We start from the raw sequence: 23,677 nt of genomic DNA, 5'->3' as shown, positions 1-23,677 counted from the left end.
AAGCGACACATTTTGCATCGGGCCCGGAAGAGGTCCAGGCGGCCGCCCGGGTGCGGGCGGCCGCCTGGAACCTGCGCCGATGCCGGGTCAGTGGCGGTTGTGCAGGGCGGCGTAGACGTTGATGCGGGGGGTGGTGAGCTGGGTGCCCGCGCTGGCGTACGCGATGGGCTTGCCGGTGCGCTTCAACGCGTCGAGGAGCTGGTCGGAGGTGGCGTGCGCGCGCTTCTGCCGCAGCAGCGCGAACGAGCCGGCGACGTGCGGGGCGGCCATCGAGGTGCCGTTCAGCGTGGCGTAGGCGTTGCCGCTGATGGCGCCGGTGATCGAGACGCCGGGCGCGAACAGGTCGAGCATGGTGCCCCGGTTGGAGAAGGAGGCCACGGCGTCCTGCTTGTCGGTGGCCCCCACGGTCACGACGTTGGAGACGCAGGCGGGCCAGGAGACGGAGGCGTCGAAGCCGTTGTTGCCCGAGGCCACGACGGTGGCGACGCCCTTGGCCTGGAGACGGTCCACCTCGGCCTTGAAGTCGGCGCCGTCGCCCTCGTCGCAGTAGGTGTCGTACTTGCCGCCGCCCAGGCTCAGGTTGACCGCGGCGACGTCGTACTGGTCGGCCAGCACGTTCGCGTACGCCATGCCGGTCAGGACCGAGGAGTCGTAGGCGAGCACGCAGGCCGCCGCGGCGCCGCAGTAGGGGGAGTTGTCGAAGCGGCTGAAGACCTGGATCGCGATGATCTTGGCCTTGGGGGCGACGCCGGGGTTGGGGAACTCCTTGGTCGCCTGGCCCGCGGTGATGCCCGCGACGTGGGTGCCGTGGTAGCACAGGCCGTACTCGGGCCGGGGGGCGTTGCGCAGGCACGCCTCGGTCTCGGAGCTGGCCGCGCCGTCGCCGATCTGGAACTGGCTGCCGTTGGGGCACAGCGGCGTCGAGCCGTCGGCCGGGTCGGTGGCGGAGAAGCACGCCTGGGCCGCGATGCGGCGGCCGAAGGCCGGGTGGTCGTTGTCGATGCCGGAGTCGATGATCGCGACGGCGGTGCCCTTGCCGGTGAAGCCCTGCCGGTGTGCCCGGTCGGCGCCGATCAGCGGGACGCTCTGCGCCAGCGAGGGCTCGTTGAGCCGGTCCTTGCGGATCGAGACGACGTCCGCCTGCTCGGCGACCTTCTCCAGCTCGGCGCGGGTGCCGCGGTAGACGAAGAAGTCGAGCTTGCCGGCCAGCTCGGCGGGCGGCGTGGCCACGACGTTCCGCCTGTCCTGCCTGACCCCTTCCGCACCGGCCAGGGCCGACTGCACCTGGGCGGGCTGGCGGACGCGGACGATGACGCGGTGCTCGCCGGCCGCGGTCACGGCCGGGTCGATCTTGGACTCGGGGTCGGCCAGGGCGGGGGTGGCGACCATCGTCGCAGCGGTGGCGGCGAGGGTGATCGCACCGGCCAGCAGAGACATGAGTCTCAACTGATCCTCCGGGGGTCGGGGGGCGTTTGTGTAAAGAAGTGTAGATATTGGACAAGAGATGTCAGAGAGGCACTTGTGTTCTGTTACCGCTTCTTGTTCTGGTACGCGAAAGGGCCGGATCGTCCCGTCCGGCCCTCTCGTACGTGCTGGTCTCAGGCTTTGGGAGCACTCGGGGCCGTGGCGCTGAACACGTCGATCCGAGCGGTGCGCGCCTGGGCGCCGCCGGCGGGGTAGCCGATGCTCCGGCCCGTGGCCTGCAACCGCTGCAGGCTCTGCGCCACCGTGAAGTTCGGGTACGCCTGCCGCATCAGCGCGAACGCCCCCGCCACGTGCGGCGTGGCCATCGACGTGCCGCTCTTGTCGGCGTAGGTGTCGTCGGGCACCGACGACCTGATGCCCACGCCCGGCGCGAGCAGGTCGAGCAGCGGGCCCCGGTTGGAGAAGTCGGCCACCGCGTCCCGGTCGTCGGTGGCGCCCACCGCGACGGCGGAGGAGATGCAGGCCGGCGCCGAGACGCCGTCGGGGAAGCCGTTGTTGCCGGCCGCGACCACGGGCGCGACCCCGAGGGAGATCAGCGTGTCGAAGTCCGGCTTGAGGCCCGCCGCGCTCGGGTCGGAGTCGCAGTTCTCGCGGTACGGCCCGCCGCCGCCCAGGCTCAGGTTCGCCGCGGCGACGTGCTGGGCCGCGGCCACCCGCGCGACGTACTCCAGCGCCAGCTTCTGGTCGGAGGTGTAGCTGAGGAAGCAGGGCGCCTGGGTGCCGATGACCGCGCACGTCATCGCGCTGTCGATGCGGCTGAACACCTGGATCGGCAGGATGCCCGCGGCGGGCGCGACGCCGTTGGAGGGGGCGCCGGTCGTCATCCGGCCCGCGGCGATGCCCGCGACGTGCGTGCCGTGCGAGCAGGCGTTGACGCCGTTCACGACGCACTGGGCGGTCTCGGCGTCCGCGGACCCCGGGCCGGTCTGGCTCGGCTGGCTGTTCGGGCAGAGCGAGACCGAGCCGTCACTGGCGTCGGAGGAGGAGAAGCACGCCTCGTCCACGATCCGGCCGGCGAAGAACGGGTGGTCGCGGTCGATGCCCGTGTCGAGGACGGCCACCGTGAAGCCCCTGCCCGTCCAGCCGGCCGCGTTGGCCCGGTCGGAGCCGATGATCCGGGTGCTCGTGTCCAGGACGGCCGGGCGCAGCTCGTCCTTGTAGACCGCCTGGACGCGGTCGTCCTTCCTGAGCTGGGCCAGCGTCTTGCCGTCCAGCTCGGCGACGAAGAAATGGGGCGACTGGGCCGCCTCCAGCACCCGGCTGCCCTCGGAGGCCTGTTCGAGATCCTTGGCCACGGCCTGCACGTTCTGCCCCGGCTTGAGCTGGATGATCGACCGGACCTTGCTCTTGGCCTTGACCTCCGCGACCAGGGCGGGGCTGATGACCGGGTCGCCGGTGTCGCGCGCGTCGGCGCTCAGCGGTGGCGCCGCGCAGAGCACGGCGGATGTCGTGGCCAGCGCGGCAGCGCCGGCGAGCAGGGACCGTAGCCTCACTTAGTCCTCCGAGGGTCAGACCGTCCGGTGTGAGGTGTCCATCCCCTGGTGTGACATGTGTGATGTCGGTGACGTAAGTGAAAGCAGTGAAAGCTGAGCGGGTTTTTGCCATGCGGCGGGGAAGACGGAAGGGCCGGTCGGCCCTTCCGTTGAGGAAGCTGCCTCAGAGCGACTTGAGCACGTTCTTCGTCGCCTTCTTCAGCGCCGCCTTCGACGCCGCGCCGCTCAGCCGCACCTTCTCGGCGGCCGTCAGCACCGTGGTGCCGTTCCTGCCGTGCGCCCAGTTGAGCCAGGCCGTCAGCAGCGCGCTGTCCAGCTTGTCGCGGGTCGTCTTCGTGCCCTTCAGCACCCGATACGCCTTGCCCAGCGACGACGCCTTGGTCAGCTCGGGGAACACCTTGCTGGCCTTGCCGATCAGCTTCAGGTAGCAGTTCAGCGCGTTGTCGGGGATCGTCCCGCTGCTGCGGTGGATCTCCACGGCCCACTTGCCGGCCGTCATCCTGGCGCCGGCCGTGCCGCGGGTGCAGACGGCGGCGGCCGACGGGGCGGGGGTCGGCGTGACGGTCACCGTCACCGTGACGGTGGGCAGCGGGACCGGCGTGACCGAGGACGTCGGGGCCGGCGCCGGCTGCCCGTCGTCCGTGGGGTCGGGCTCGGGCGTCGGGCCGCTGCCGTCCGTCGGGTCGGGCTCGGGGTCGTCCGTGGGGGCGGTCGTCGGCGTCTGCGTGATCGGCGGCTGGGTGCCGGTGCCGGCCAGGGCGGCGCCCACGTCCAGGCGGGGGGTGGTGACCTGGGCGCCGTTGGCCTCGTACTGGTAGGGCCGGCCCGTGGTCTTCAGCGTGTTGATCAGGTCGGCGACGGGCGTCTGCGGCGAGGCGGCCTTCATCAGCGCCAGCGCGCCGGCGACGTGCGGCGTCGCCATCGAGGTGCCGCTGTGCGTGGCCATCTGGTTGTCCGGCACCGAGGACTGGATGTCCACGCCCGGGGCGAAGAAGTCGACCAGCGAGCCCCGGTTGGAGAAGTCGGCGATGGCGTCGGAGCCGTCGTTCGCGCCGACCGCGACCGCCGAGGAGACGCAGGCGGGGTAGGAGGCGCCCTCGAAGAACTCGTTCCCGGCGGCGACCACGGTCGCGATGCCCTTGGCCAGCAGAGCGTCGATCTTCGGCTTGAAGACCGCGCCCTCCTCGGTGGCGTCGCAGTCGGTCTCCGACAACGCGCCGCCCAGGCTCAGGTTCACCGCCGCGACCGGCTGGGTGAGCGTGGCCACGTAGTCCATGGCCAGCCGCAGCGACGACTCGAAGGCCAGCAGGCACGACGACTCGCCCATGCAGGTGTCCTCGTCGTTCACCCGGCTGAACACCTGCACCGCGATGATCCCGGCGCCCGGCGCCACGCCGCCGCTGCCCGCCGCGATGCCGGCGACGTGCGTGCCGTGCTCGCACAGGTTCACGCCGCCGGACAGGCACTTGGCGGTGGTGGCGTCGGCCGCGCCCTCGCCGGTCTGCTGGGGCTGCCCGTTCGGGCACAGCGACTCCACGTCGCTCTCCACGGCCGAGAAGCACGCCTCACCCGCGAGCCTGCCCCCGAAGTACGGGTGGTCGCGGTCGATCCCGGTGTCCAGGACGACGATGTTCTGGCCCGCGCCGGTGAGGTTCTTCTCGTGGGCCTTGTCCGCGCCGATCTGGGTGATGTTGGACCCCACCTCGGCCGGCGCGTACGTCCGGTCGCGGTGGATGGAGGTGACGCGCGGGTCCTCGGCCAGCTTCGCCAGCTCCTCGGCGGTGCCCTCCACCACCATGAACGACTGACTCGGCGGCTGCAGCAGCACGTCGACGCTCTGGGCCGCCGCCGCGCCGGCCACCGGCTCGTGCTGCGCGGCGTCGGTCAGCTCCACGATGGCGCGGGTGGTGTCGCCGTCGAGCGCGAGGCCCTCCTCCAGCTTGCTCTGGGAGGGCGCCGGCGTCGGCGTCGCCGCGGGGTCGTCGGCGAACGCCGGGACGGGGGCCGATAACAGGGCCAGCACGATCGAGCACACGATCAGGGGGCGAAATCGCACGCGTCCTCCGAAGGGGATGATCTCGGAGTTTAGGGCGATTTATCCCGCCAGCACAGAGTCCGGCCCCGTTTCTCACCGAACTTTCAGCGCACGCACCTCAAACGTTCAACGACCCCGCCGACCCTGAGGACTCCGCCGACCCCGACGGCTCCGGCGGCGCCTCCTTGGTCAGCCACACCGCGCCCAGCGGCGGCACCCGCAACGTCGTGGAGAACGGCAGCCCGTGCCACGGCTCGGCCTCGGCCTCGACCCCTCCCATGTTGCCCACGCCGCTGCCCCAGTAGTCGTAGGCGTCGGTGTTGACGACCTCCGCCCAGTGACCGCCGTAGGGGAGGCCGAGCCGGTAGCTCTCGTGCGCACCGCCGCTGAAGTTGACCACGCAGGCCGCCGCCGACCCGTCGGCCGCGTACCGGACGAACGAGAACGTGTTCCCGGACGCGTCGTCGGCGTCGATCCAGCGGAACCCCTCCGGTCTGGCGTCCTGCTCCCACAGCGCCGGGGTCTCCTTGTAGAGCCTGTTGAGGTCGCGGACGAGCCGCTGCACGCCCTTGTGCCCGTCGAACTCCAGCACCCACCAGTCGAGCCCGCGCTCCTCCGACCACTCCGAGCCCTGGCCGAACTCGCCGCCCATGAACAACAACTGCTTGCCCGGATGCGCCCACATGAACGCCAGCAACGCCCTGAGCTGGGCGAAACGCTGCCATTCGTCCCCCGGCATCTTGCCGAGCAGCGAGCCCTTGCCGTGCACCACCTCGTCATGGGACAGCGGCAGCACGTAGTTCTCGGAATAGGCGTAGATGAGGGAGAACGTCATCTGGTGGTGGTGGTACTGGCGGAAGATCGGCTCGCGGCGCAGGTATTCGAGCGTGTCGTGCATCCAGCCCATGTTCCACTTGAACCCGAAGCCGAGCCCGCCCAGGTGCACCGGCCGCGAGACGCCGGGCCAGGCCGTCGACTCCTCGGCGACGGTCGAGATGCCCGGAGCCTCCCGGTAGCAGACCGAGTTCATCTCCTTGAGGAACTCGACCGCGTCGAGGTTCTCCCGGCCGCCGTAGACGTTGGGGGTCCACTCGCCCTCGCGGCGCGAGTAGTCGAGGTAGAGCATCGAGGCGACCGCGTCCACCCGCAGGCCGTCCACGTGGAACTCCTTCAGCCAGTAGAGCGCGTTCGCGACCAGGAAGTTCTTGACCTCCCTGCGGCCGAAGTCGAAGACGTAGGTGCCCCAGTCGGGGTGCTCGCCCCTGGCCGGGTCGGCGTGCTCGTACAGCGGGGTGCCGTCGAAGCGGGCCAGGGCCCAGTCGTCCATGGGGAAGTGGGCCGGCACCCAGTCCAGCAGCACGCCGATGCCGCGCTGGTGCATGCGGTCCACGAAGTGCCGGAACTCGTCGGGCGTGCCGAACCTGGCCGTCGGCGCGTAGTAGGACGTCACCTGGTAGCCCCACGAGCCGCCGAACGGGTGCTCGGCCACCGGCAGCAGCTCGACGTGCGTGAACCCCATGTCGGCCACGTAGTCGGAGAGCTGGTCGGCCAGCTCCAGGTAGGACAGCCCCGGCCGCCACGAGCCGAGGTGCACCTCGTAGACGCTCATCGGCCCGAGCTGCGCCGGCCGGTCGCGCCGCGCGGCCGTCCAGTCGTCGTCGGCCCAGGTGTAGGAGGACTCGTCGATCACGGAGGCGGTCATCGGGGGCACCTCGGTGCGCCGGGCCATGGGGTCGGCCTTGTCGCGCCAGAGCCCGTCGGCGCCGAGGATCTGGAACTTGTACCGCTCACCGGCCGCCAGCCCGGGGACGAACAGCTCCCACACGCCCGACCGGCCGAGCGAGCGCATCGGGTAGGCGGTGCCGTCCCAGTGGTTGAAGTCGCCGACGACCCTGATGCCGCGCGCGTTCGGCGCCCAGACGGCGAACGCGGTGCCCTGCACGTCCTGGTGCTCCATCACCCGGGCGCCCAGGACCTCCCACAGCCGCTCGTGCCGCCCCTCGCCGATGAGGTGCAGGTCCACCTCGCCCAGCGTGGGCCAATGCCGGTACGGGTCCCTGACCTCGTACGGCTCGCCACCGGCGTACCGGACCCGCAGGGTGTAGTCGGGCACCTTGTCCAGCCCGGTGACCGTGGCCTCGAACACGCCGTGGGCCTGGTGTCTCATGTCGTGGGCCGTGCCGTCGTCGAGCACCACCTGCACCCGCTCGGCCAGCGGGCGCAGCGCGCGGAACACCACGCCGCCCGCGACCGGGTGTGCTCCGAGCACGGAGTGCGGATCGTGGTGCGCCCCGCCAGCGAGGCGGTCGAGCTCTGTCCTCATGGGCATGCTCCCAACCCTGCCTTATGATGACCGTCCATCTCAGGCACTGCCCGCTTTCACGGCGACAATCACCGAATGTGCAAAATCCCGGGATGATCGCAGAAGTATGCGGGATCGTCATGGATGATCCTTGGCCGTGTCGTGGCCGGACACGCCCCATGTGAGGCGATCAGGCGCCCGAGGTGTCCTCCAGGAGGTCGTCCACCGGCATCCCGGCCCCTTCGGTCAGGCAGGTCGCCAGCGCCGCCGCCCCCAGGCCCGCCGTCACGACCGCCGTGATCCGGTCCACGTCCCCCCGCTCGCCCGCCGGCAGCGGCGCGCCGACGGACGCCCTGAGCGCGGCGGCCTTCCCGAGCAGCCGCGCCGCCTCCGCGTACCGGCCGTCGAGGGCCCGCGCCCCCGCCAGCCCCTCCAGCCCGAGTGCGGTCGCGCGCGGGTCGCCCACGTTGCGGGCGGCGGCCAGCCCGCGAAGCTGGAACTCCAGCGCGCCCGCCGCGTCCCCCCGCAGCTCGGCCACGAACCCCAGCTCCGCCAGGATCAGCGCCGCGCCCGGCTCGCCGGAGACGTCCAGCACCCAGTCCAGCCAGGACAGCAGCAGCCGTTCGGCCTCGTCGAGCCGTCCCTGGCGGCGCGCGCCGAGCGCCAGCCCGATCTCGGCGAACTCCTCGGCCGGACGGTTCGACTGCGACACCGCCAGCCGCCTGGCCCGCTCGTGGTGGTCGTCGGCCGCCGCGTGGTCGCCCCGCAGCATGGCGATCCGGCCCAGACGGGACAGCGCGTCGGAGACCGAGCTCCACAGGCCCAGCTCCTCGGCCATGCGCAGGCCCTCCGCGCGCAGTCCGGCGGCGCGGTCGTAGTCGCCGATGATCTCGGCGTGGCTGCCCAGGCATTCCGCCGCCCGCAGCTCGCCCCAGCGATCCCCGGTCCGCCTGAACAGCGCGAGGCCCCGCTCGCCGTCGCGCCGCATGCCCTCCAGGTCGCCGCGCATCCCGGCCCATCTGGCCCGGACGGTCAGGGTGGCGGCCATGCCCCACTCGTCGTCCAGTTCGCCGAACTCCGACAAAGCCGTCTCGATCATTCCGCCGCTGATCGACAGATCGTCGTACCCGAACAGGGCGAAGCCGACGAACCACCGCGCCCTTGCCCGTTCCCGGGCGTCCTGGACGGCCGCGAACAGTTCCGTCACGTCCGGGCCGGGCGGCTGCCCGACCAGCAGCCGCATGCCCGCCAGCCATGCCCTGGCCTGCGGGGCGCCCGGATCGTCGTCCGCGGCGATCGCGAGCGCCGCCTCCAGCGCCCGCTCGCCCTCGCCCAGCCGGCCGCGCAGCACCCAGTACCAGGCCAGGGCGTTCACCAGCCGCAGCGCCTCGGCCGCCGCGCCGAGCCGCACCGCCGTCTCCAGCGCCGCGCGCAGGTTGCCGCCCTCGGCGTCGAGCTGGGCGAGCGCGCGCCGCTGCCCGTGCCCCCGCAGGTACGGCTCCACCCGCTCGGCCAGGCCCGTGTAGTGGCGCACGTGCCGGAGCCGTATCTCCGCCGGCTCACCGGCCGCCTCCAGCCGCTCCAGGCAGTACGCCGCCACCGACTCCAGCAGCCGGAACCGCGGCTCCCCGTCGCCCCACGCCCGCACCACCAGCGAGCGGTCCACCAGCCTGGCCACCGCCTCCAGGACGTCCACGCCCGGCTCGGCGCAGACCTCCTCGGCCGCCTCCAGCGTGCACCCGTCGGCGTGCACGGCCAGCCGCCGCAGCACGACGCGCTCGTCCTCGCCCAGCAGCTCCCAGCTCCAGTCGATCATCGCGCGCAACGTCTGCTGCCGCGCGGGCGCGCCGCGCCGGCCGGAGGAGAGCATCCTGAACCGGTCGTCCAGCCGTTCGGCGAGCTGGCGCGGGGTGAGCGTGCGCATCCGGGTCGCGGCCAGCTCCAGGGCCAGCGGGATGCCGTCCAGCCGGGCGCAGATCTCGGCGACGTCGGCGTCCGGCTCGATGCCCGCGCGCGCGGCGAACAGCTCCGCCGCCGCCTCCCGTCCCAGCGGCGGCACGCTCCACAGGGCCTCGCCCTCGATGCGCAGCGACTCCTGGCTGGTGGCCAGGACGCGCAGCCCGGGAGCGGCCCGCAGCAGCCGTCCGGCCAGCGCGGCGACCTGCTCGACGACGTGTTCGCAGTTGTCCAGGACGAGCAGCGTCCGGGTGCTCTCCAGCACGCCGGCCAGCCGGGCGGTCAGGTCCTTCGCCGCGCCGCCCACGTCGTCCCGCAGGCCGAGCACCCCCGCGACCGCCTCGGTCACCTCGACCGCCGGCGCCCCGGCGCGCAGCCCCGCCAGCTCCACCAGCCATACCCCGCCGCCGAAGCCGGGCGGCCCGGGGGAGTCCGCCGCGGCGAGCGCGAGGCGGGTCTTGCCGACCCCGCCGGGGCCCGTCAGCGTGACCAGCCGGTTCGCGCGCAGCAGGGCGCGCACCTCCGCCACCGCCTCCTCCCGGCCCACGAGGCCGGTGAGCGGCGCGGGCAGGTTCGTCCGTCGCCGCCCCGGCCCGTCGAGCGCCGGGTCCTGCTCGAGGATCGCCTGGTGCAGCGCGACCAGCTCGGGACCGGGGTCGAGCCCGAGCTCGTCGGCCAGCCGCGCCCGCAGGTCGGCGTAGCTGGCCAGCGCCTCGCCCTGCCGTCCCGCCCGGTACAGGGCCCGTACGTGCGCGGCCCGCAGCCGCTCGCGGAACGGGTGCTCGGCCACCAGGTCGGCCAGCTCGGCCGCCAGCAGCCCGTGCTCGCCCAGCCCGAGCCGTGCCTCGGCCAGCTCCTCCAGCGCCACCAGCCGCTGCTCGTCCAGCCGGGCCACGGCGGCCCTGGCGAACTCCTCGTCGGCGAACTCCGCGAAGGCGGCTCCCCGCCACAGGTCGAGGGCCTGCCGCAGCAGCCCGGCGCGGGTCCGCGGGTCGGCGCTGCGCTGCGCCTGCCCGACGAGGTCGGCGAACCGTCCGGCGTCCACGTCCTCGGGCTCGACCCGCAGCACGTACCCCGGCGCCCGGTACGCCACCAGCTCCCGGTCGCCCAGCACCCGGCGCAGCTGCGACACCTTCACCCGGAGCGCGGCCAGGGCGTTCGCCGGCGGCCTGCCGCCCCACAGGTCCTCGATCAGCCGGTCGGCGGAGACCGGCCGCCCGGCATGGATCAGCAGGTCGGCCAGCAGCGCCCGGACCTTGACCTCCAGCACCTGGACAGGCTCGCCGCCGGGCCCCCAAACGGCGAGCGCCCCCAGCACCCCGAACCGCACTCTGCCCCCCATAACCAACTCCGAATCAGACCATAACCCCCTGCGGGCAGGGTGAACGCATCAGTCAGAACCTAAGGAATCCCGAAATGTCAGAAGAAATTTCCATCATCGGTCTCGGCCTCATGGGCGCGGCGCTCGCCGGCAGCCTGCTGGACGCCGGACACCGCGTCACCGTGTGGAACCGTTCGGCGGACAAGGCCGAGCCCCTGGTCGCCAGGGGCGCCACCCGCGCCGCGACGGTGGCGGAGGCGGTCGCGGCGAGCCCGCTGGTGATCGTCTGCGTGCTCGACTACCCGGCCGTGTACGAGCTGCTGGCCGACACCCCGCTGACGGGCCGGGTCGTGGCGAACCTGACCACCGGCCGGCCCGTCGAGGCCCGCCAGGCGGCCGAATGGGTGGCCGCACGCGGCGGCGACTACGTGGACGGCGGCATCATGGCCGTGCCCCAGATGATCGGCCGGCCCGGCGCGCTCGTGCTCTACAGCGGTTCCCAGGCGGCGTTCGACCGCTTCGAGGAGGCGTTCCGCGCGATGGCCGAGCCGCGCTTCGTCGGCACGGACCCCGGCCTGGCCCCGCTCCTCGACCTGGCCATGCTCACCGGCATGTACGGCCAGATCGCCGGCTTCCTGGAGGCGGTCGCGCTCGTCGACTCGGCCGGCTATCCGTTGACCGAATTCACCAGCACCCTCCTGGTCCCGTGGCTCAACGCGATGGCCGCCGCGCAACCGGAGTGGGTCAAGTCCGTCGAGTCGCGCGACTACACGACCCTGGTGTCGAACCTGGAGATCAACAGGTCCGGCCTGGAGAACCTGGTGCGCGCCTTCAGGGAGCAGCAGGTCAAGCCCGACCTCCTGCTGCCGCTGAAGGCGATCGTCGACCAGCGCACCGCCCGCGGCCACGGCGCCGAGGGGCTGCCCGGCCTGGTCGAAGAGCTGCGCTGACCCCCGGGCCGCCTCGGGGCGCCCCGCCGGTCAGGCGGGGCGGGGGTGGAAGGCGGCCAACGGGATGGAGACCCACGACGGCCGGTTGCGGGCCTCGTAGACCACCTCGTACACCGCCTTGGACAGCTCGAACGCCCGCAGGAGCGCCGCGTCCCCGACCGTGATCATGCCGCCGCCCTCGCGGTAGCCGTCCAGGAAGGCGGTGCGGTTGCGGTCGGCCCAGGCCTCGGCCCGGGGCTGGAGTTCGGCGGCCTGCGGATGGTCGGCCAGCAGGTGCCTGGCCGCGTAGTCGAACGAGCGCAGCATGCCGGCCACGTCCCGCAGCGGCGACGACAGCGCCCGGCGCTCGGCCAGCGGCTGCCCCGGCTCGCCCTCGAAGTCGAGCACCACCCAGTCGGTGGGCGTGCGCATCACCTGGCCCAGATGATAATCCCCGTGAACGCGCTGCACGGGCACCTCCCTGGTGAGCAGTTCCACCTGGTGGTAGGCGTCCTCCAGGGCCGTCACGTGCCGCCGCAGCTCGGGCACCTCGGCCATGGCCCGCCCGAGCTGCCGCCGGAAGCCCTCGGCCATGCGTTTGACCTCGGGAATCTCGACCAGCTCGGTGGGGAACGCCGCGGCCAGCTCGTGGTGGACGCGGGCGGTGGCGATGCCCAGCCGTACGGACTCGGCGGCGAAGTCGCCGCCCGCCTCGGCGGCGGTGACCCCCGGCAGCGAGGCGTACAGGTCGCGGACGCTGGCCAGCGCGAGGTCCCAGCCGTCGTTGGCGTTGGACAGGTACTCCTGCATGAAGGCGAGCGTGGTGTCCGTGCCGTCCACGTCGGCCTCGATCCACCCGTACGGCTGGGCGATGTTCGGCGCGCTCCGGGCGGCCAGGGCGCTGATGATCTCCAGCTCCGGATTGACGCCCGGAATGAGCCGGCGGAACAGCTTGCAGATGTAGGAGTCGCCGTACACGAGCGAGGTGTTCGACTGCTCGGCCCCCAGCACCAGGCTGCGCTGGGAGGTGTCGATGACGACGCCGGGCGCGTGCCGCATGCGCAGCCCGCTGCGGGTCTCGTCGCCCGCCATGCCCTCCAGCAGCCAGCTCATGCTGTCGGCGTCATGGACGGCGTCGTAGAAGTAGGTCTCGCCGAGGCTGCCGATGAGGGCGTGGTTGAGCCGGTCGGGCAGGTCGTGCCGCTCGCCCAGGAAGATCTGGTACCGGTCACGAGCGCCGTCCTGCCAGACGGCCACGATCAGGTGCCGGAGCCCTGGCGTCAGCTCGACGTCCGACTCGATCGACAGATCGTCGATCGGGCGCCCCTTGCCGCCGAACCATCGTTGGCGGCCGATCCATGCGGCAAGGAGCTCCTCTTTCACGCCCTACTCCTCCTGGGTGTGTGCCGGTGGGAGTGTGAACCAATAGAACCCATGCCCGGGAAGCGTCAAAAGATACGGTAGTTCGCCAATTGCCGGGAATGGGACCCCTCCCATGGTTTCCACGGGGGAGACGCCGACGAATCTGCGCAGGTCAAGCTCGACCGGCTGCGGGAAGCGCGACAGGTTGTTGACGCACAACATCCGGTCGTCGCCCAGCTCACGGACGAACGCGAGCACGCTGGGGTTGGAGGAGTTGAGTTCGGCGAACTCGCCGAGCCCGAAGACGGGGTGACGTTTGCGGATCTCGATCATCCGCTTGGTCCAGTGGAGCAGCGAGCCCGCGTTCTTCTGGTGGGCCTCGACGTTGATCGCCTGGTAGCCGTAGATCGGGTCCATGATCACGGGCAGGTAGAGCCGTCCGGGGTCGCAGTCGGAGAACCCGGCGTTGCGGTCGGGATCCCACTGCATCGGGGTACGGACGCCGTCGCGGTCGCCGAGCCAGATGTTGTCGCCCATGCCGATCTCGTCGCCGTAGTAGAGCACGGGAGAGCCCGGCAGCGACAGGAGCAGCGCGGTGAACAGCTCGATCTGGTTGCGGTCGTTCTCCAGCAGGGGAGCCAGCCGCCGGCGGATGCCGACATTCGCCCGCATACGCGGATCTTTGGCGTACTCCGTGTACATGTAGTCGCGTTCTTCGTCGGTCACCATTTCGAGCGTCAGCTCATCATGGTTCCGCAGGAAAATCCCCCACTGGCAATGTTCCGGAATTTTCGGCGTTTGTGCCAAAATTTCGGAAATGGGGTAACGGGACTCCCGGCGGACCGCCATGAAAATGCGGGGCATGAGCGGGAAATGGAAGGCCATGTGGCATTCGTCCCCGCCGCCTACCGGATCGCCGAAATATTCCACCACGTCCGAAGGCCACTGATTCGCCTCGGCGAGCAGCACCCGGTCCGGGAAGAGCCGGTCGACCTCACGCCTGATGCTCTTGAGGTATTCGTGCGTCCTGGGCAGGTTCTCGCAGTTGGTCCCCTCCTCCTCGAAGAGGTAGGGCACCGCGTCCAGGCGGAAGCCGTCGATGCCGAGGTCCAGCCAGAACCGCAGCACCTCCAGCATGGCCTCCTGCACGTCCGGGTTCTCGTAGTTGAGGTCGGGCTGGTGGTGGAAGAAGCGGTGCCAGTAGTACTGGCCGCGCACCGGGTCGTAGGTCCAGTTGGACGTCTCGGTGTCGATGAAGATGATCCGGGCGTCCTGGTACTTCTCATCGGTGTCCGACCAGACGTAGAAGTCGCCGAACGGGCCTTCCGGGTCGTGCCTGGAGGCCTGGAACCAGGGATGCGCGTCGCTGGTGTGGTTCATGACGAGGTCGGCGATCACCCGCATGCCGCGTTTGTGCGCCTCGTCGACCAGCTTCACGAAGTCTCCCAGATCCCCGAACTCGGGCAGGATCTTCATGAAGTCGGCGATGTCGTAGCCGCCGTCACGCAGCGGCGACTCGTACAGGGGCAGCAGCCAGAGGCAGTCGACGCCCAGCCACTGCAGGTAGTCGAGCTTGCTGATCAGACCTCTGATGTCCCCGGTCCCGTCGCCGTTGGAGTCGGCGAATCCCCTGATCAGAACCTCGTAGAAGACGGCGCGCTTGTACCAGTAAGGATCGCGCGGCTTTTCCTCGTCAAAGGTGTTGGGAATGGGTGTGGAGCTCATGGGCTCCCCCAGAGGGGGCTCATGAGGAGGGCGCTTTCACACACGTTGAAGACTCCCCGCTGAATTCTGTTCTACCGTGGCGCGGCTCGTACGGTGAGAATGTGGGCAGGCTGGATGTGAGGGTCGAGACGCACATAGTTGCTCTGCCTCCAGCGGTAGGACTCGCCCGACAGCTCGTCGTCCACGACGAACTCGGCGTTCCAGTCGAGACCGATGGCGGGCAGGTCGAGATCTACCGTCGCCTCGTGGGTGTGGTGAGGATCCAGATTGACAACCGCCAGAACGACGTCGCCCAGCCCGTGCCTTCGTGTGGCCGTGTCATAGGCGCCCGGAAGCCGTTTGGAGAAGCAGACGATGTCCGGATGGTCGACCCTGTGGAACCGTAGGTTACGCAATTCCTGCAGCGCCGGATGCGCTCTTCGGAACAAATTCAGATGGGTGATGAGCGGGGCGAGGGTCCTTCCGTCGCGTTCGGCGGCCGCCCAGTCGCGTGGCTTGTACTGATATTTCTCACTATCTAGGTATTCCTCACTCCCCGGGCGCACCGGAACGTTCTCGGCCAGCTCGTACCCGGAGTAGACCCCCCAGGTCGGCGACGTGAGAGCGGCCAGCACGGCCCTGATCCTGAACGCCGGCACGCCGCCGTGCTGCAGGTATTCGTGCAGGATGTCCGGGGTGTTGACGAACAGGTTCGGCCGCAGGAACGCGGACGTCTCGTGCGAGAGCTCGGAGAGGTACGTCTCCACGTCGAACTTGGAGTTCTTCCACGTGTAATACGTGTACGACTGGTGGAACCCGGTCTTGGCGAGCGTCTGGAGCATCGCGGGCCGGGTGAACGCCTCGGCCAGGAACACCACGTCCGGGTCGGTCGCGTGGATGTCGGCCAGCAGGCGCTCCCAGAACGCCACCGGCTTGGTGTGCGGGTTGTCCACCCGGAAGATCCGCACGCCGTGGTCCATCCAGTGCCGCAGCACCCGCCGGACCTCGGCGAAGATGCCCTCGGGGTCCCTGTCGAAGTTGATCGGGTAGATGTCCTGGTACTTCTTCGGCGGGTTCTCGGCGTAGGCGATCGTCCCGTCCGCCCGGATGGTGAACCACTCCGGGTGCTCCTTGACCCACGGGTGATCAGGGGCGCACTGCAGGGCGAAGTCGAGCGCGACCTCCATGCCCAGGGCGCGGGTGCGGCTGACGAACTCGTCGAAGTCCTCAAGGGTGCCCAGGTCGGGATGGACGGCGTCGTGGCCGCCGTCCTCCGAGCCGATCGCCCACGGCGAGCCGGGCTCGTCGGGCTCGGGGCTGAGCGTGTTGTTGCGGCCCTTGCGGAAGGTCTGGCCGATGGGATGGATCGGCGGCAGGTAGACGACGTCGAAGCCCATCTTGGCGATGGCGGGCAGCCGCTTGGCCGCGGTCTGGAAGGTGCCCGACCTCGAGACGCCGGACTCGGTGACGACCGCGCCCTCGGACCTGGGGAAGAACTCGTACCAGGAGCCGTAGAGCGCCCTGCGCCGGTCGACCCTGACCTTGTACGGCTTCGCCCTGGTCACCAGCTCGCGGAACGGATGCGCCGCCAGCAGCGCGGCCGTCTCGGGGAGCTGGGCGATGGACAGCCGGGCGCGCGGGTCGAGCTCCTCGTCCCGCAGCGTGGCCGCCACCGACAGCAGCGCGGCCCGGTGCCCGCACGCGCTGTCGCCGTTGCCGTTGCCCTTGCTGTTGCCCATGCCGTTCCTGGAGTGCCCGTTGCCGGGACCCGCCTGGCCGCCGGGCGCGGGGCACTCGGCCGTACGGACGGCCTTGGCGGCCCGCTCGAACAGGCGGGCCCCCTCCTCGCACATCAGGTCGGTGTCGAGGCCGCGCGGGATCTTGATCTCGGCGTCGTGCAGCCACGTCCTGATCGGATCGCTCCACGCCTCCACGCGGAACATCCAGTCGCCTTCGGCCGGCAGGCACACGTCAACGCCCCAGCGGTCGGTGCCGGGGGCGAGCTCGCGCATGGGTTTCAGGCGGCCACGCTGTCCGTCGGGCGAGGTGAGCACCACGCCCGCGGCCACGGCGTCATGGCCCTCTCGGAAGACGGTCGCCGAGACCTGGAAGGTCTCGCCGGCGACCGCCTTGGCGGGCCACTGCCCGCAGTCGACGACGGGGGAGATGTCCGTGATGGGAATTCGTCCGATCATCGCATTCGCAGGGTTTGCGACGGCGCGCTCGGCGCCGCCGGAGGCTTTCCGTATGTGCAAGATTTCGCAACCGCGTGGGACCGCTGGATACGGCCTACCCCGGCAGTAACGATCCTTGCACGTAAATAGTGGACAGCAGCGGATAGACCTCCCGAGTGTGTTCCCGGGAGAGCCAACAAAGAGGAAAGTTGCCCCAATCGTCCGGCTTCATGCTTGTTCCGGGCTGGGGTTTGAAGGGGCTTCTTGGGGGTGAAGGACTGAGAGGTCCCTCCTAGCCCGTAGGGTGCAGAAACGTGAGAGCTATCCGCCGGTTTACCGTCCGCACCGTCCTGCCCGCGGAGATGGCCGCCCTGGGCGAGCTCGTGCACAATCTCCGCTGGTCCTGGCATCCGGAGACGCTGGACCTCTTCGCCGAGGTCGACGCGGCCCTGTGGGAACAGGTCGGTCACGATCCCGTGGCCCTGCTCGGCGCCGTCACACCGGCCCGGCTCAACGAGCTGGCCGCCGACCGCCGTTTCCTCCGCCGTCTCGCCGACGCAGCTGACGACCTGCGCGAATACATGACGTCGCCGCGCTGGTACCAGACGCTGCCCGACGTCGCCCGCGCCATCGCCTACTTCTCCCCCGAATACGGCATCGCCGCCGCGATGCCCCAGTACTCAGGCGGTCTCGGCATCCTCGCCGGCGACCACCTCAAGGCGGCCAGCGACCTGGGCGTGCCGATCCTCGCGGTCGGCCTGCTCTATCGCCACGGCTACTTCACCCAGTCGCTTTCGCCGGAGGGCTGGCAGCTGGAGCACTACCCGGCGCTCGACGCCGGCGGGCTGCCGCTGACCCTGCTGAAGGACGGCGACGAACCCGTCAAGATCCGCCTCGGCCTGCCCGAGGGCCGCGTCCTGCACGCCCAGGTCTGGGTGGCGCAGGTGGGCCGGGTGCCGCTGCTGCTGCTCGACTCCGACGTGGCCGACAACGACACCGCCGCCCGCGACGTCACCGACCGCCTCTACGGCGGCGGCACCGACCACCGGCTCATGCAGGAGCTGCTGCTGGGCGTGGGCGGCGTCCGCGCGATCAGGGCCTACTGCCGCATCACCGGCCACGCCGAGCCCGAGGTCTTCCACACCAACGAGGGCCACGCCGGCTTCCTCGGCCTGGAGCGCATCCGCGAGCTGACCGAGTCGCGCATGTCGTTCGACGAGGCACTGGAGGCCGTCCGCGCGGGGACGGTGTTCACCACGCACACGCCGGTGCCCGCCGGCATCGACCGTTTCCCCTGCGACCTGATCGAACGCCACTTCGGCGGCGACTCCGCCTGGCCGACCGTGCCCGTCGAGCGCATCCTGGCCCTGGGCGCCGAGGCCGAGCCCGGCCGCTTCAACATGGCCGTCATGGGCATGCGCCTGGCCCAGCGCGTCAACGGCGTCTCCGAGCTGCACGGCGCGGTCAGCCGGGAGATGTTCAAGGACCTGTGGCCCGGCTTCGACCTCGACGAGGTGCCGATCGGCTCGATCACCAACGGCGTGCACGCACCCACGTGGGTCGGGCGCGAGTTCATGGAGCTGGCGGGCCGCGAGCTGCCCTCGCTGATCGAGCGCGCCCGCGGCTGGGAGGGCATCCAGAAGATCTCCGACCGGGAGATCTGGGAGATCCGCGGCAAGCTGCGCAGGCGGCTGGTCGAGGGCGCGCGCGAGCGGCTGCGCAGGTCGTGGCGCGAACGCGGCGCCTCGGTCGCCGAGCTGGGCTGGATCGACGACGCGCTCGACCCCGACGTGCTGACGATCGGCTTCGCCCGGCGGGTGCCGTCGTACAAGCGGCTCACGCTCATGCTGCGCGACCCCAGGCGGCTGACCCGGCTGCTGCTCGACCCGGACAAGCCGGTGCAGATCGTGATCGCCGGCAAGGCGCATCCGGCCGACGAGGGCGGCAAGAAGCTGATCCAGCAGATCGTCAAGTTCGCCGACCAGCACAACGTGCGCCACCGCATCGTCTTCCTGCCCGACTACGACATGACGCTCGGCCAGCTCATGGTCCAGGGCTGCGACGTGTGGCTGAACAACCCGCTGCGGCCGCTGGAGGCGTCCGGCACCTCGGGCATGAAGTCGGCGCTGAACGGCGGGCTCAACCTGTCGATCCGCGACGGCTGGTGGGACGAGTGGTACGACGGCACCAACGGCTGGGCCATCCCCACCGCCGACGGCGTCAGCGACCCCGACCGGCGCGACGAGCTGGAGGCCGGCGCCCTGTACGACCTGATCGAGCACGAGGTGTCCGACCGCTTCTACGACCGGCCGTTCGACGAGCTGCCGCGCAGGTGGATGGAGATGGTCAAGCACACCCTGGCCTCGCTCGGGCCCAAGGTGCTGGCCGGACGCATGCTCCGCGACTACGTCGTCGACCTCTACACCCCGGCCGCCAAGTCGGCCCGCGCGCTGTCGGCCGACTCCTACGCCGCGGCCAGGGCGTTCGCGGCCTGGCGGGTGCGCGTCACGCGGGCCTGGCCGGGCGTGCGGGTCGAGCACGTCGAGGCGTCGGGCGTGGGCGACGCCCCCGAGGTGGGCGCCGCGGTCGAGCTGCGGGCCACGATCGCGCTCGGCGACCTGGAGCCGGGAGACGTGCTGGTCGAGGCCGCGTACGGCAAGGTCGGGCCGCACGACGAGCTGGTCCGCCCGCGGTACGCGCGGCTGGCCCTGGAGTCGCTGGAGGACGACGGCCACGCCCACTTCACGGGCCGGGTGCCGCTCGACCGTACGGGGGCTTTCGGATACACCGTCCGGGTCGTCCCGCATCACCCGTTCGCTGCCACTCCGGCGGAATTGGGGCTGATCGCCATCCCTGAGGAGCCGGTGGGAATGACGAACGGTACCTTGCGCTGATATATCCGGACGAGGTCGGGCCGGTGGTCGGGCGGTGCATAATCAGGACCGTGGACGACAGCGGGAACGGCCTGCGGGCCGACAATCTGGTGGCCACGGTCCGCGGTGTCCTGCCGTCCCTGACGCCTGCCGCGCAGACCGTCGCCCGGCTCATCCTGGAAGATCCGGCGACGGTCGCGCGCAGCACCATCACGGAGCTGTCGGCCGCCTCCGGCACCAGCGAGGCCACCATCGTGCGCACCGCGCGGCTGCTCGGCTTCGCCGGATATCCCCAGCTCAGGCTGGCTCTGGCGGCGGCGGCCGCGCAGCCCGACCGGCTCGTGCCCGGCGACCTGGCGCCCGACGACCCGCTGTCGGAGGTCATCCAGAAGGTGGCCAGGGCCGAGTCGGAGGCCATCAACGACACCGTCGCCCAGCTGACCAGCGAGCGCCTGGGCCTGGTCGTCGACGCGATCGTGGGGGCCAGGCGCATCGACGCCTACGGCGTGGGCGCCTCGGGATTAGTCGCCGAGGACGTCGCCCAGAAGCTGCTGCGCATCGGCCTGTCCAGCCACGCCTTCCAGGACGCCCACCTGGCCCTGACCAGCGCCGTCCTGCTGAAGGCGGGCGACGTGGCGATCGGCATCAGCACCTCGGGGGAGACCCCCGACGTGATCGAGCCGCTGCGCCGGGCGGGCGAGGCGGGGGCCACCACGGTGGCCGTCACCAACAACCCGCGCTCGACGATCGCGGAGCTGGCCGAGCACGTGCTGATCTCGGCCGGGCGCGAGACGGAGTTCCGTCCCGGCGCCCTGGCCAGCAGGATCAGCCAGCTCCTCGTCGTCGACTGCGTGTTCGTCGGCGTCGCCCAGCGCACGTTCGACTCCTCTCAGGAGGCGCTCGCGAGCACCAGGCGCGCCGTCAAGGAGTTCACCCGGAGAACGTCACCTGCACGTCGTCAGCCTTGACGTACATCACGCGGTGCCCGAACTGGATCTCCAGGTACTTCGTCTTGCCCTTGACCACCGTGTGGTCCTCCAGGTTGAACGTGACCGCCCGGTAGTACTCGGTGGCGGCCGGCCCGGCCAGGGTGTACTTCTCGCCCGCCGAGAACGTGTACTGCAGCGGCGTCACCGCCTGGTACGGGATGCCGGCCGGATACGCCTCCTGCTCCGGGTACGCCCGCCCGAACACCGGCACGGTCGCCTTGCCCGGCTTCGGGGTGACGACGAGCCCCATCGACGGGATCGCGGTCGGGGCGCTCGCCGGGTTGTGGAACCACGACTTCTGGCCGAGGTACCAGATCGCCGTCCAGTCGCCCTGGCGGTCGGCGACGGCGAAGCGCTGGCCGGTGCTGGCCCTGGCGCTGTGGTCGTACACGCTGTAGAGCGAGCCGCCGGTCGGGTGCTTGCCGATGTCCTTGATCAGCGGGGCGTCGTCGCGCGGCTCGGTGCGCAGCCACACGGTGCCGGCGCTGAGCGGCGGGCAGGCCGCCTCGGGGTTCTTGCGGTCGCAGCCGTAGAAGTAGGGCTTGTTGGTGGCGAAGTCCGGCTTGATCATGACCGAGCCGGCCCTCGGCCCGCCGAACTGGTGCAGCGGCGCGCCCATGAGCTGGAAGTAGTGCGCCCAGTCCCAGAACGGCCCCGGGTCCTCGTGCATGCCGCGGACGGTGCTCGGGATCGTGCCCGGGACGTTGTCGTGGCCCAGGATGTGGGCGCGGTCGAGCGGCACGCCGTGCTTGAGCGCCAGGTAGCGGACGAGCCGGGCCGACGAGCGGTACATCGCCTCGGTGTACCAGGTGCTGCCCTCGGCCAGGAAGCCTTCGTGCTCGATGCCGATGGACTTGGCGTTGATGTACCAGTTGCCGGCCTGCCAGCCGACGTCCTTGGTCTTGATGTGCTGGGCGATGTGCCCGTCACTGGAACGGACCGAGTAGTGCCAGCTCGCGCCGTAGTTCGGGTCCTGGTTGAGCCTGATCGACGGGAGGAAGTAGCCCTCCATGTCGTGGATGATGATGTAGTCGACCTTCTGGCTGACCGGGCGGTCGGCCAGGTCGTAGTGGCCGTAGTCGTCCGGCGGGAGCTCCTGGTAGGCCGAGGGGATCCACTCGCAGGAGATCGAGGCCGGGCACTCGACGCCGTCGCGCCGCGCGGGCCGCAGGCCGAGCTTCTCCAGCCACTTCTCGATCTTCTCCAGGTCCGGGACCTTGGGCAGGGTGACCTTCTGCCCGTCGTCCGTGGTGCGCTCGGCGCCCTCCTGGATGGTGGCGTAGACCTCGTCGGCGAAGAACTTGGCCGCGTCGGCCTCGTCGGCGCCGGAGTACTTGGCGACGGCTCCGTACCATTCGCCGGGATTGGCGCTCAGGGGCGCGCCGAGGCTCTTCTGGTAGTCGGCGAGCAGCGCCGCGCCGCCGCGGATGTTGGCCGCGTCGTCGGTGCGCAACCGCTCGTGGCTCTCGCCGGTGAGCTGCGCGGCGCGTTCCATCGTGCGCAGCGAGGCGGGGATCTCCGCCGGGGCGGGGGTCGCCGTGGGCGCGAGCGGCCTGCTCTCGTCGCCGCGGGCGTCCTCCTCGCCCTCTCCGTGGTGGTTCGAGCCGGTGTACGCGGCCGCGTCGGTCAGGTGCATCGGGCCGAACCCGGCGTCGCTCGACGGCTGGCCCGCGTGGGCGTCCCAGCGTGACTCCAGGTACGAGACGCCGAGCAGCACGCTCTGCGGGACCTTGAACTCGTCGGCCGCCGCGGCGAACGCCTGCTGCCGGTCGGCGGGTTCTTCGGCGTTGGCCGAGGGCACTTGGGTTAAGGGCAACAAGGCGACGACGGCGATCGCCAGCGCTCTGCGCATGAACCGCTCCTTGACTGGGGGGTGTGGTGCCGGTTCAGCGTCTCAACATTTTCCTTCTCTGGCGAGAACTTTGCGAAGATATTTTTCATCGCTTAACAGGCCACCGGACCGGCCCCGAGGGGCCGAATATCCAGGACTAGCAGGTGAGGGGCTGGGTAGGCGGGCCTTCGGAGGAGAGGGGGAGTTGTCATGCCTCGACCCGGAAGTCACTCCTATGACAACGAGCGCCGCCGGTTGCGCAAGCAGCTGGACCGGCAAGGGATGAGCGAGCAGGAGCTCAAGAAACGCGTGGCCAGGAAACTCCAGTCGGATCCGGACAAGAGCCCGCGCAAGGTGGGCGGCGACCGCGCCGAAGGACCCAAGTCCGAGCGGCCGCGCCGGGGGGAGCGCTGAGGGCCTGATGACCGGCATCATCGACCGCGTCGGCGTCCAGGACCTGCTCGCGACGCGCGACGCCCAACTCGCCGAGGTGCTGCCCGAGCGCGAGTACGCCTGGGCGCACCTGCCCGGCGCCGTGCACCTGCCGCTCGGCTCGCTCGACCGGCTGGCCGACGACCTGCTGGACCGGTCGCGCCCGGTCGTCGTCTACTGCCACGACTGGCTCTGCGACCTGAGCCCGCGCGCCGCCCACCGGCTGGCCCGGCTGGGCTTTGCCGACGTGCACGACTACGGCCTGGGCAAGATGGACTGGCTGTCGGCCGACCTGCCGTACGAGGGGGAGGCCGTCCTGGTGGGCTCCGGCGCCCGGCGCGACCCGGTCACGGCGGACCTGGAGGATCCGCTGGAGGAGCTCAGCGAGCGCATCGTCGCCGACCCGGCCGGGCTCGCGGTCGTGGTGGACCGGGACGAGGTGGTGCAGGGTGTCATCGGGTCGCGCGAGCTCAAGGGCGCCGACCTGACCGGCACCGCCGAGGCCGCCATGAACACCGGCGTCACCACCGTACGGCCCAGCGAGCAGCTCGACGCCCTGGCCACCCGCATGGAAGGCGCGAACGTCGACCACGTCGTCGTCACCCGCGCCGACGGCACCCTGGTCGGTCTCTACGGGCTCGGCGACCTGCGCGAACCCGGCTGGGAATCCGATCTCGGATAGCGGACGGGATTTGGAGCCGTCACCCGGCGTCTGCTAGCGTCGACAGCATGTCAGTGATCAGCCGATTTTGGCGCTATGTGGCGGCTCCGGGTGGAGCCGAAGGTCACAT

14 protein-coding genes are annotated in these 23,677 nt (G+C 70.9%); 5 read left to right on the top strand and 9 right to left on the bottom strand.

The window, feature by feature from the left end; translation table 11 throughout:
* Positions 1 to 87 precede the first annotated feature (87 nt).
* The 5 genes from ABZ459_RS22850 to ABZ459_RS22830 form a co-directional block, all read right to left on the bottom strand.
* Positions 88 to 1,437: a S8 family serine peptidase gene (locus ABZ459_RS22850; protein WP_357973520.1), complete on the bottom strand. Its 1,350-nt coding sequence runs from the start codon at positions 1,435 to 1,437 to the stop codon at positions 88 to 90.
* Positions 1,438 to 1,598: 161 nt separating this feature from the next.
* Positions 1,599 to 2,978, bottom strand: a complete 1,380-nt coding sequence (locus ABZ459_RS22845; protein WP_357973371.1) for a S8 family serine peptidase — start codon at positions 2,976 to 2,978, stop codon at positions 1,599 to 1,601.
* Between the two features lie 163 nt (positions 2,979 to 3,141).
* Positions 3,142 to 5,034, bottom strand: a complete 1,893-nt coding sequence (locus tag ABZ459_RS22840) for a S8 family serine peptidase (RefSeq protein WP_357973368.1) — start codon at positions 5,032 to 5,034, stop codon at positions 3,142 to 3,144.
* A gap of 97 nt (positions 5,035 to 5,131) precedes the next feature.
* Positions 5,132 to 7,336, bottom strand: a complete 2,205-nt coding sequence (glgB, locus tag ABZ459_RS22835) for a 1,4-alpha-glucan branching protein GlgB (protein ID WP_357973365.1) — start codon at positions 7,334 to 7,336, stop codon at positions 5,132 to 5,134.
* Between the two features lie 169 nt (positions 7,337 to 7,505).
* Entirely contained in the window at positions 7,506 to 10,613 is a 3,108-nt protein-coding gene (locus ABZ459_RS22830; RefSeq protein ID WP_357973362.1) for a BTAD domain-containing putative transcriptional regulator, read from the bottom strand.
* Between the two features lie 74 nt (positions 10,614 to 10,687).
* On the opposite strand from ABZ459_RS22830, the gene ABZ459_RS22825 reads away from it, so the two are divergent.
* Positions 10,688 to 11,542: an NAD(P)-binding domain-containing protein gene (locus ABZ459_RS22825; protein WP_357973359.1), complete on the top strand. Its 855-nt coding sequence runs from the start codon at positions 10,688 to 10,690 to the stop codon at positions 11,540 to 11,542.
* Positions 11,543 to 11,572: 30 nt separating this feature from the next.
* On the opposite strand, the gene ABZ459_RS22820 is transcribed toward ABZ459_RS22825, so the two are convergent.
* The 3 genes from ABZ459_RS22820 to ABZ459_RS22810 all read right to left on the bottom strand — a co-directional run bounded on the left by ABZ459_RS22820 (position 11,573) and on the right by ABZ459_RS22810 (position 16,782).
* On the bottom strand, positions 11,573 to 12,904 hold the full coding sequence (locus tag ABZ459_RS22820; protein ID WP_357973356.1) for an aminoglycoside phosphotransferase: 1,332 nt from the start codon (positions 12,902 to 12,904) through the stop codon (positions 11,573 to 11,575).
* Positions 12,905 to 12,907: 3 nt separating this feature from the next.
* Complete coding sequence (treS, locus tag ABZ459_RS22815) at positions 12,908 to 14,608, bottom strand: maltose alpha-D-glucosyltransferase (protein WP_352352254.1); 1,701 nt, start codon at positions 14,606 to 14,608, stop codon at positions 12,908 to 12,910.
* A gap of 71 nt (positions 14,609 to 14,679) precedes the next feature.
* Positions 14,680 to 16,782 (bottom strand): alpha-1,4-glucan--maltose-1-phosphate maltosyltransferase, encoded by a 2,103-nt coding sequence (locus tag ABZ459_RS22810; protein WP_357973351.1) that lies wholly within the window; start codon positions 16,780 to 16,782, stop codon positions 14,680 to 14,682.
* Positions 16,783 to 17,075: 293 nt separating this feature from the next.
* On the opposite strand from ABZ459_RS22810, the gene glgP reads away from it, so the two are divergent.
* Complete coding sequence (gene glgP, locus ABZ459_RS22805; protein ID WP_357973348.1) at positions 17,076 to 19,655, top strand: alpha-glucan family phosphorylase; 2,580 nt, start codon at positions 17,076 to 17,078, stop codon at positions 19,653 to 19,655.
* Between the two features lie 50 nt (positions 19,656 to 19,705).
* Positions 19,706 to 20,602, top strand: coding sequence for a MurR/RpiR family transcriptional regulator (locus tag ABZ459_RS22800; protein ID WP_352322067.1), 897 nt, complete (start codon positions 19,706 to 19,708; stop codon positions 20,600 to 20,602).
* Here ABZ459_RS22800 and ABZ459_RS22795 read toward each other — a convergent pair.
* Complete coding sequence (locus ABZ459_RS22795; RefSeq protein WP_357973344.1) at positions 20,565 to 22,475, bottom strand: peptidoglycan recognition family protein; 1,911 nt, start codon at positions 22,473 to 22,475, stop codon at positions 20,565 to 20,567. The two genes, ABZ459_RS22800 and ABZ459_RS22795, sit on opposite strands and share 38 nt — an antisense overlap.
* Before the next feature lie 189 nt (positions 22,476 to 22,664).
* On the opposite strand from ABZ459_RS22795, the gene ABZ459_RS22790 reads away from it, so the two are divergent.
* Together ABZ459_RS22790 and ABZ459_RS22785 are read left to right on the top strand one after the other, a co-directional pair.
* A complete protein-coding gene (locus ABZ459_RS22790) occupies positions 22,665 to 22,868 on the top strand; it encodes a hypothetical protein (RefSeq protein ID WP_352322071.1) in 204 nt (67 codons plus the stop codon).
* 7 nt (positions 22,869 to 22,875) lie between these two features.
* The gene (locus ABZ459_RS22785; protein WP_357973341.1) at positions 22,876 to 23,568 is read left to right on the top strand and encodes a CBS domain-containing protein; all 693 of its coding nucleotides are present in this window, start codon (positions 22,876 to 22,878) and stop codon (positions 23,566 to 23,568) included.
* Positions 23,569 to 23,677 lie beyond the last annotated feature (109 nt).

It is taken from the genome of Nonomuraea sp. NPDC005692 (assembly GCF_040631115.1).
Lineage (GTDB): Bacteria > Actinomycetota > Actinomycetes > Streptosporangiales > Streptosporangiaceae > Nonomuraea.
Note: the sequence above shows the minus strand (reverse complement) of the source record. Positions and strands in the feature narration are given on the sequence as shown.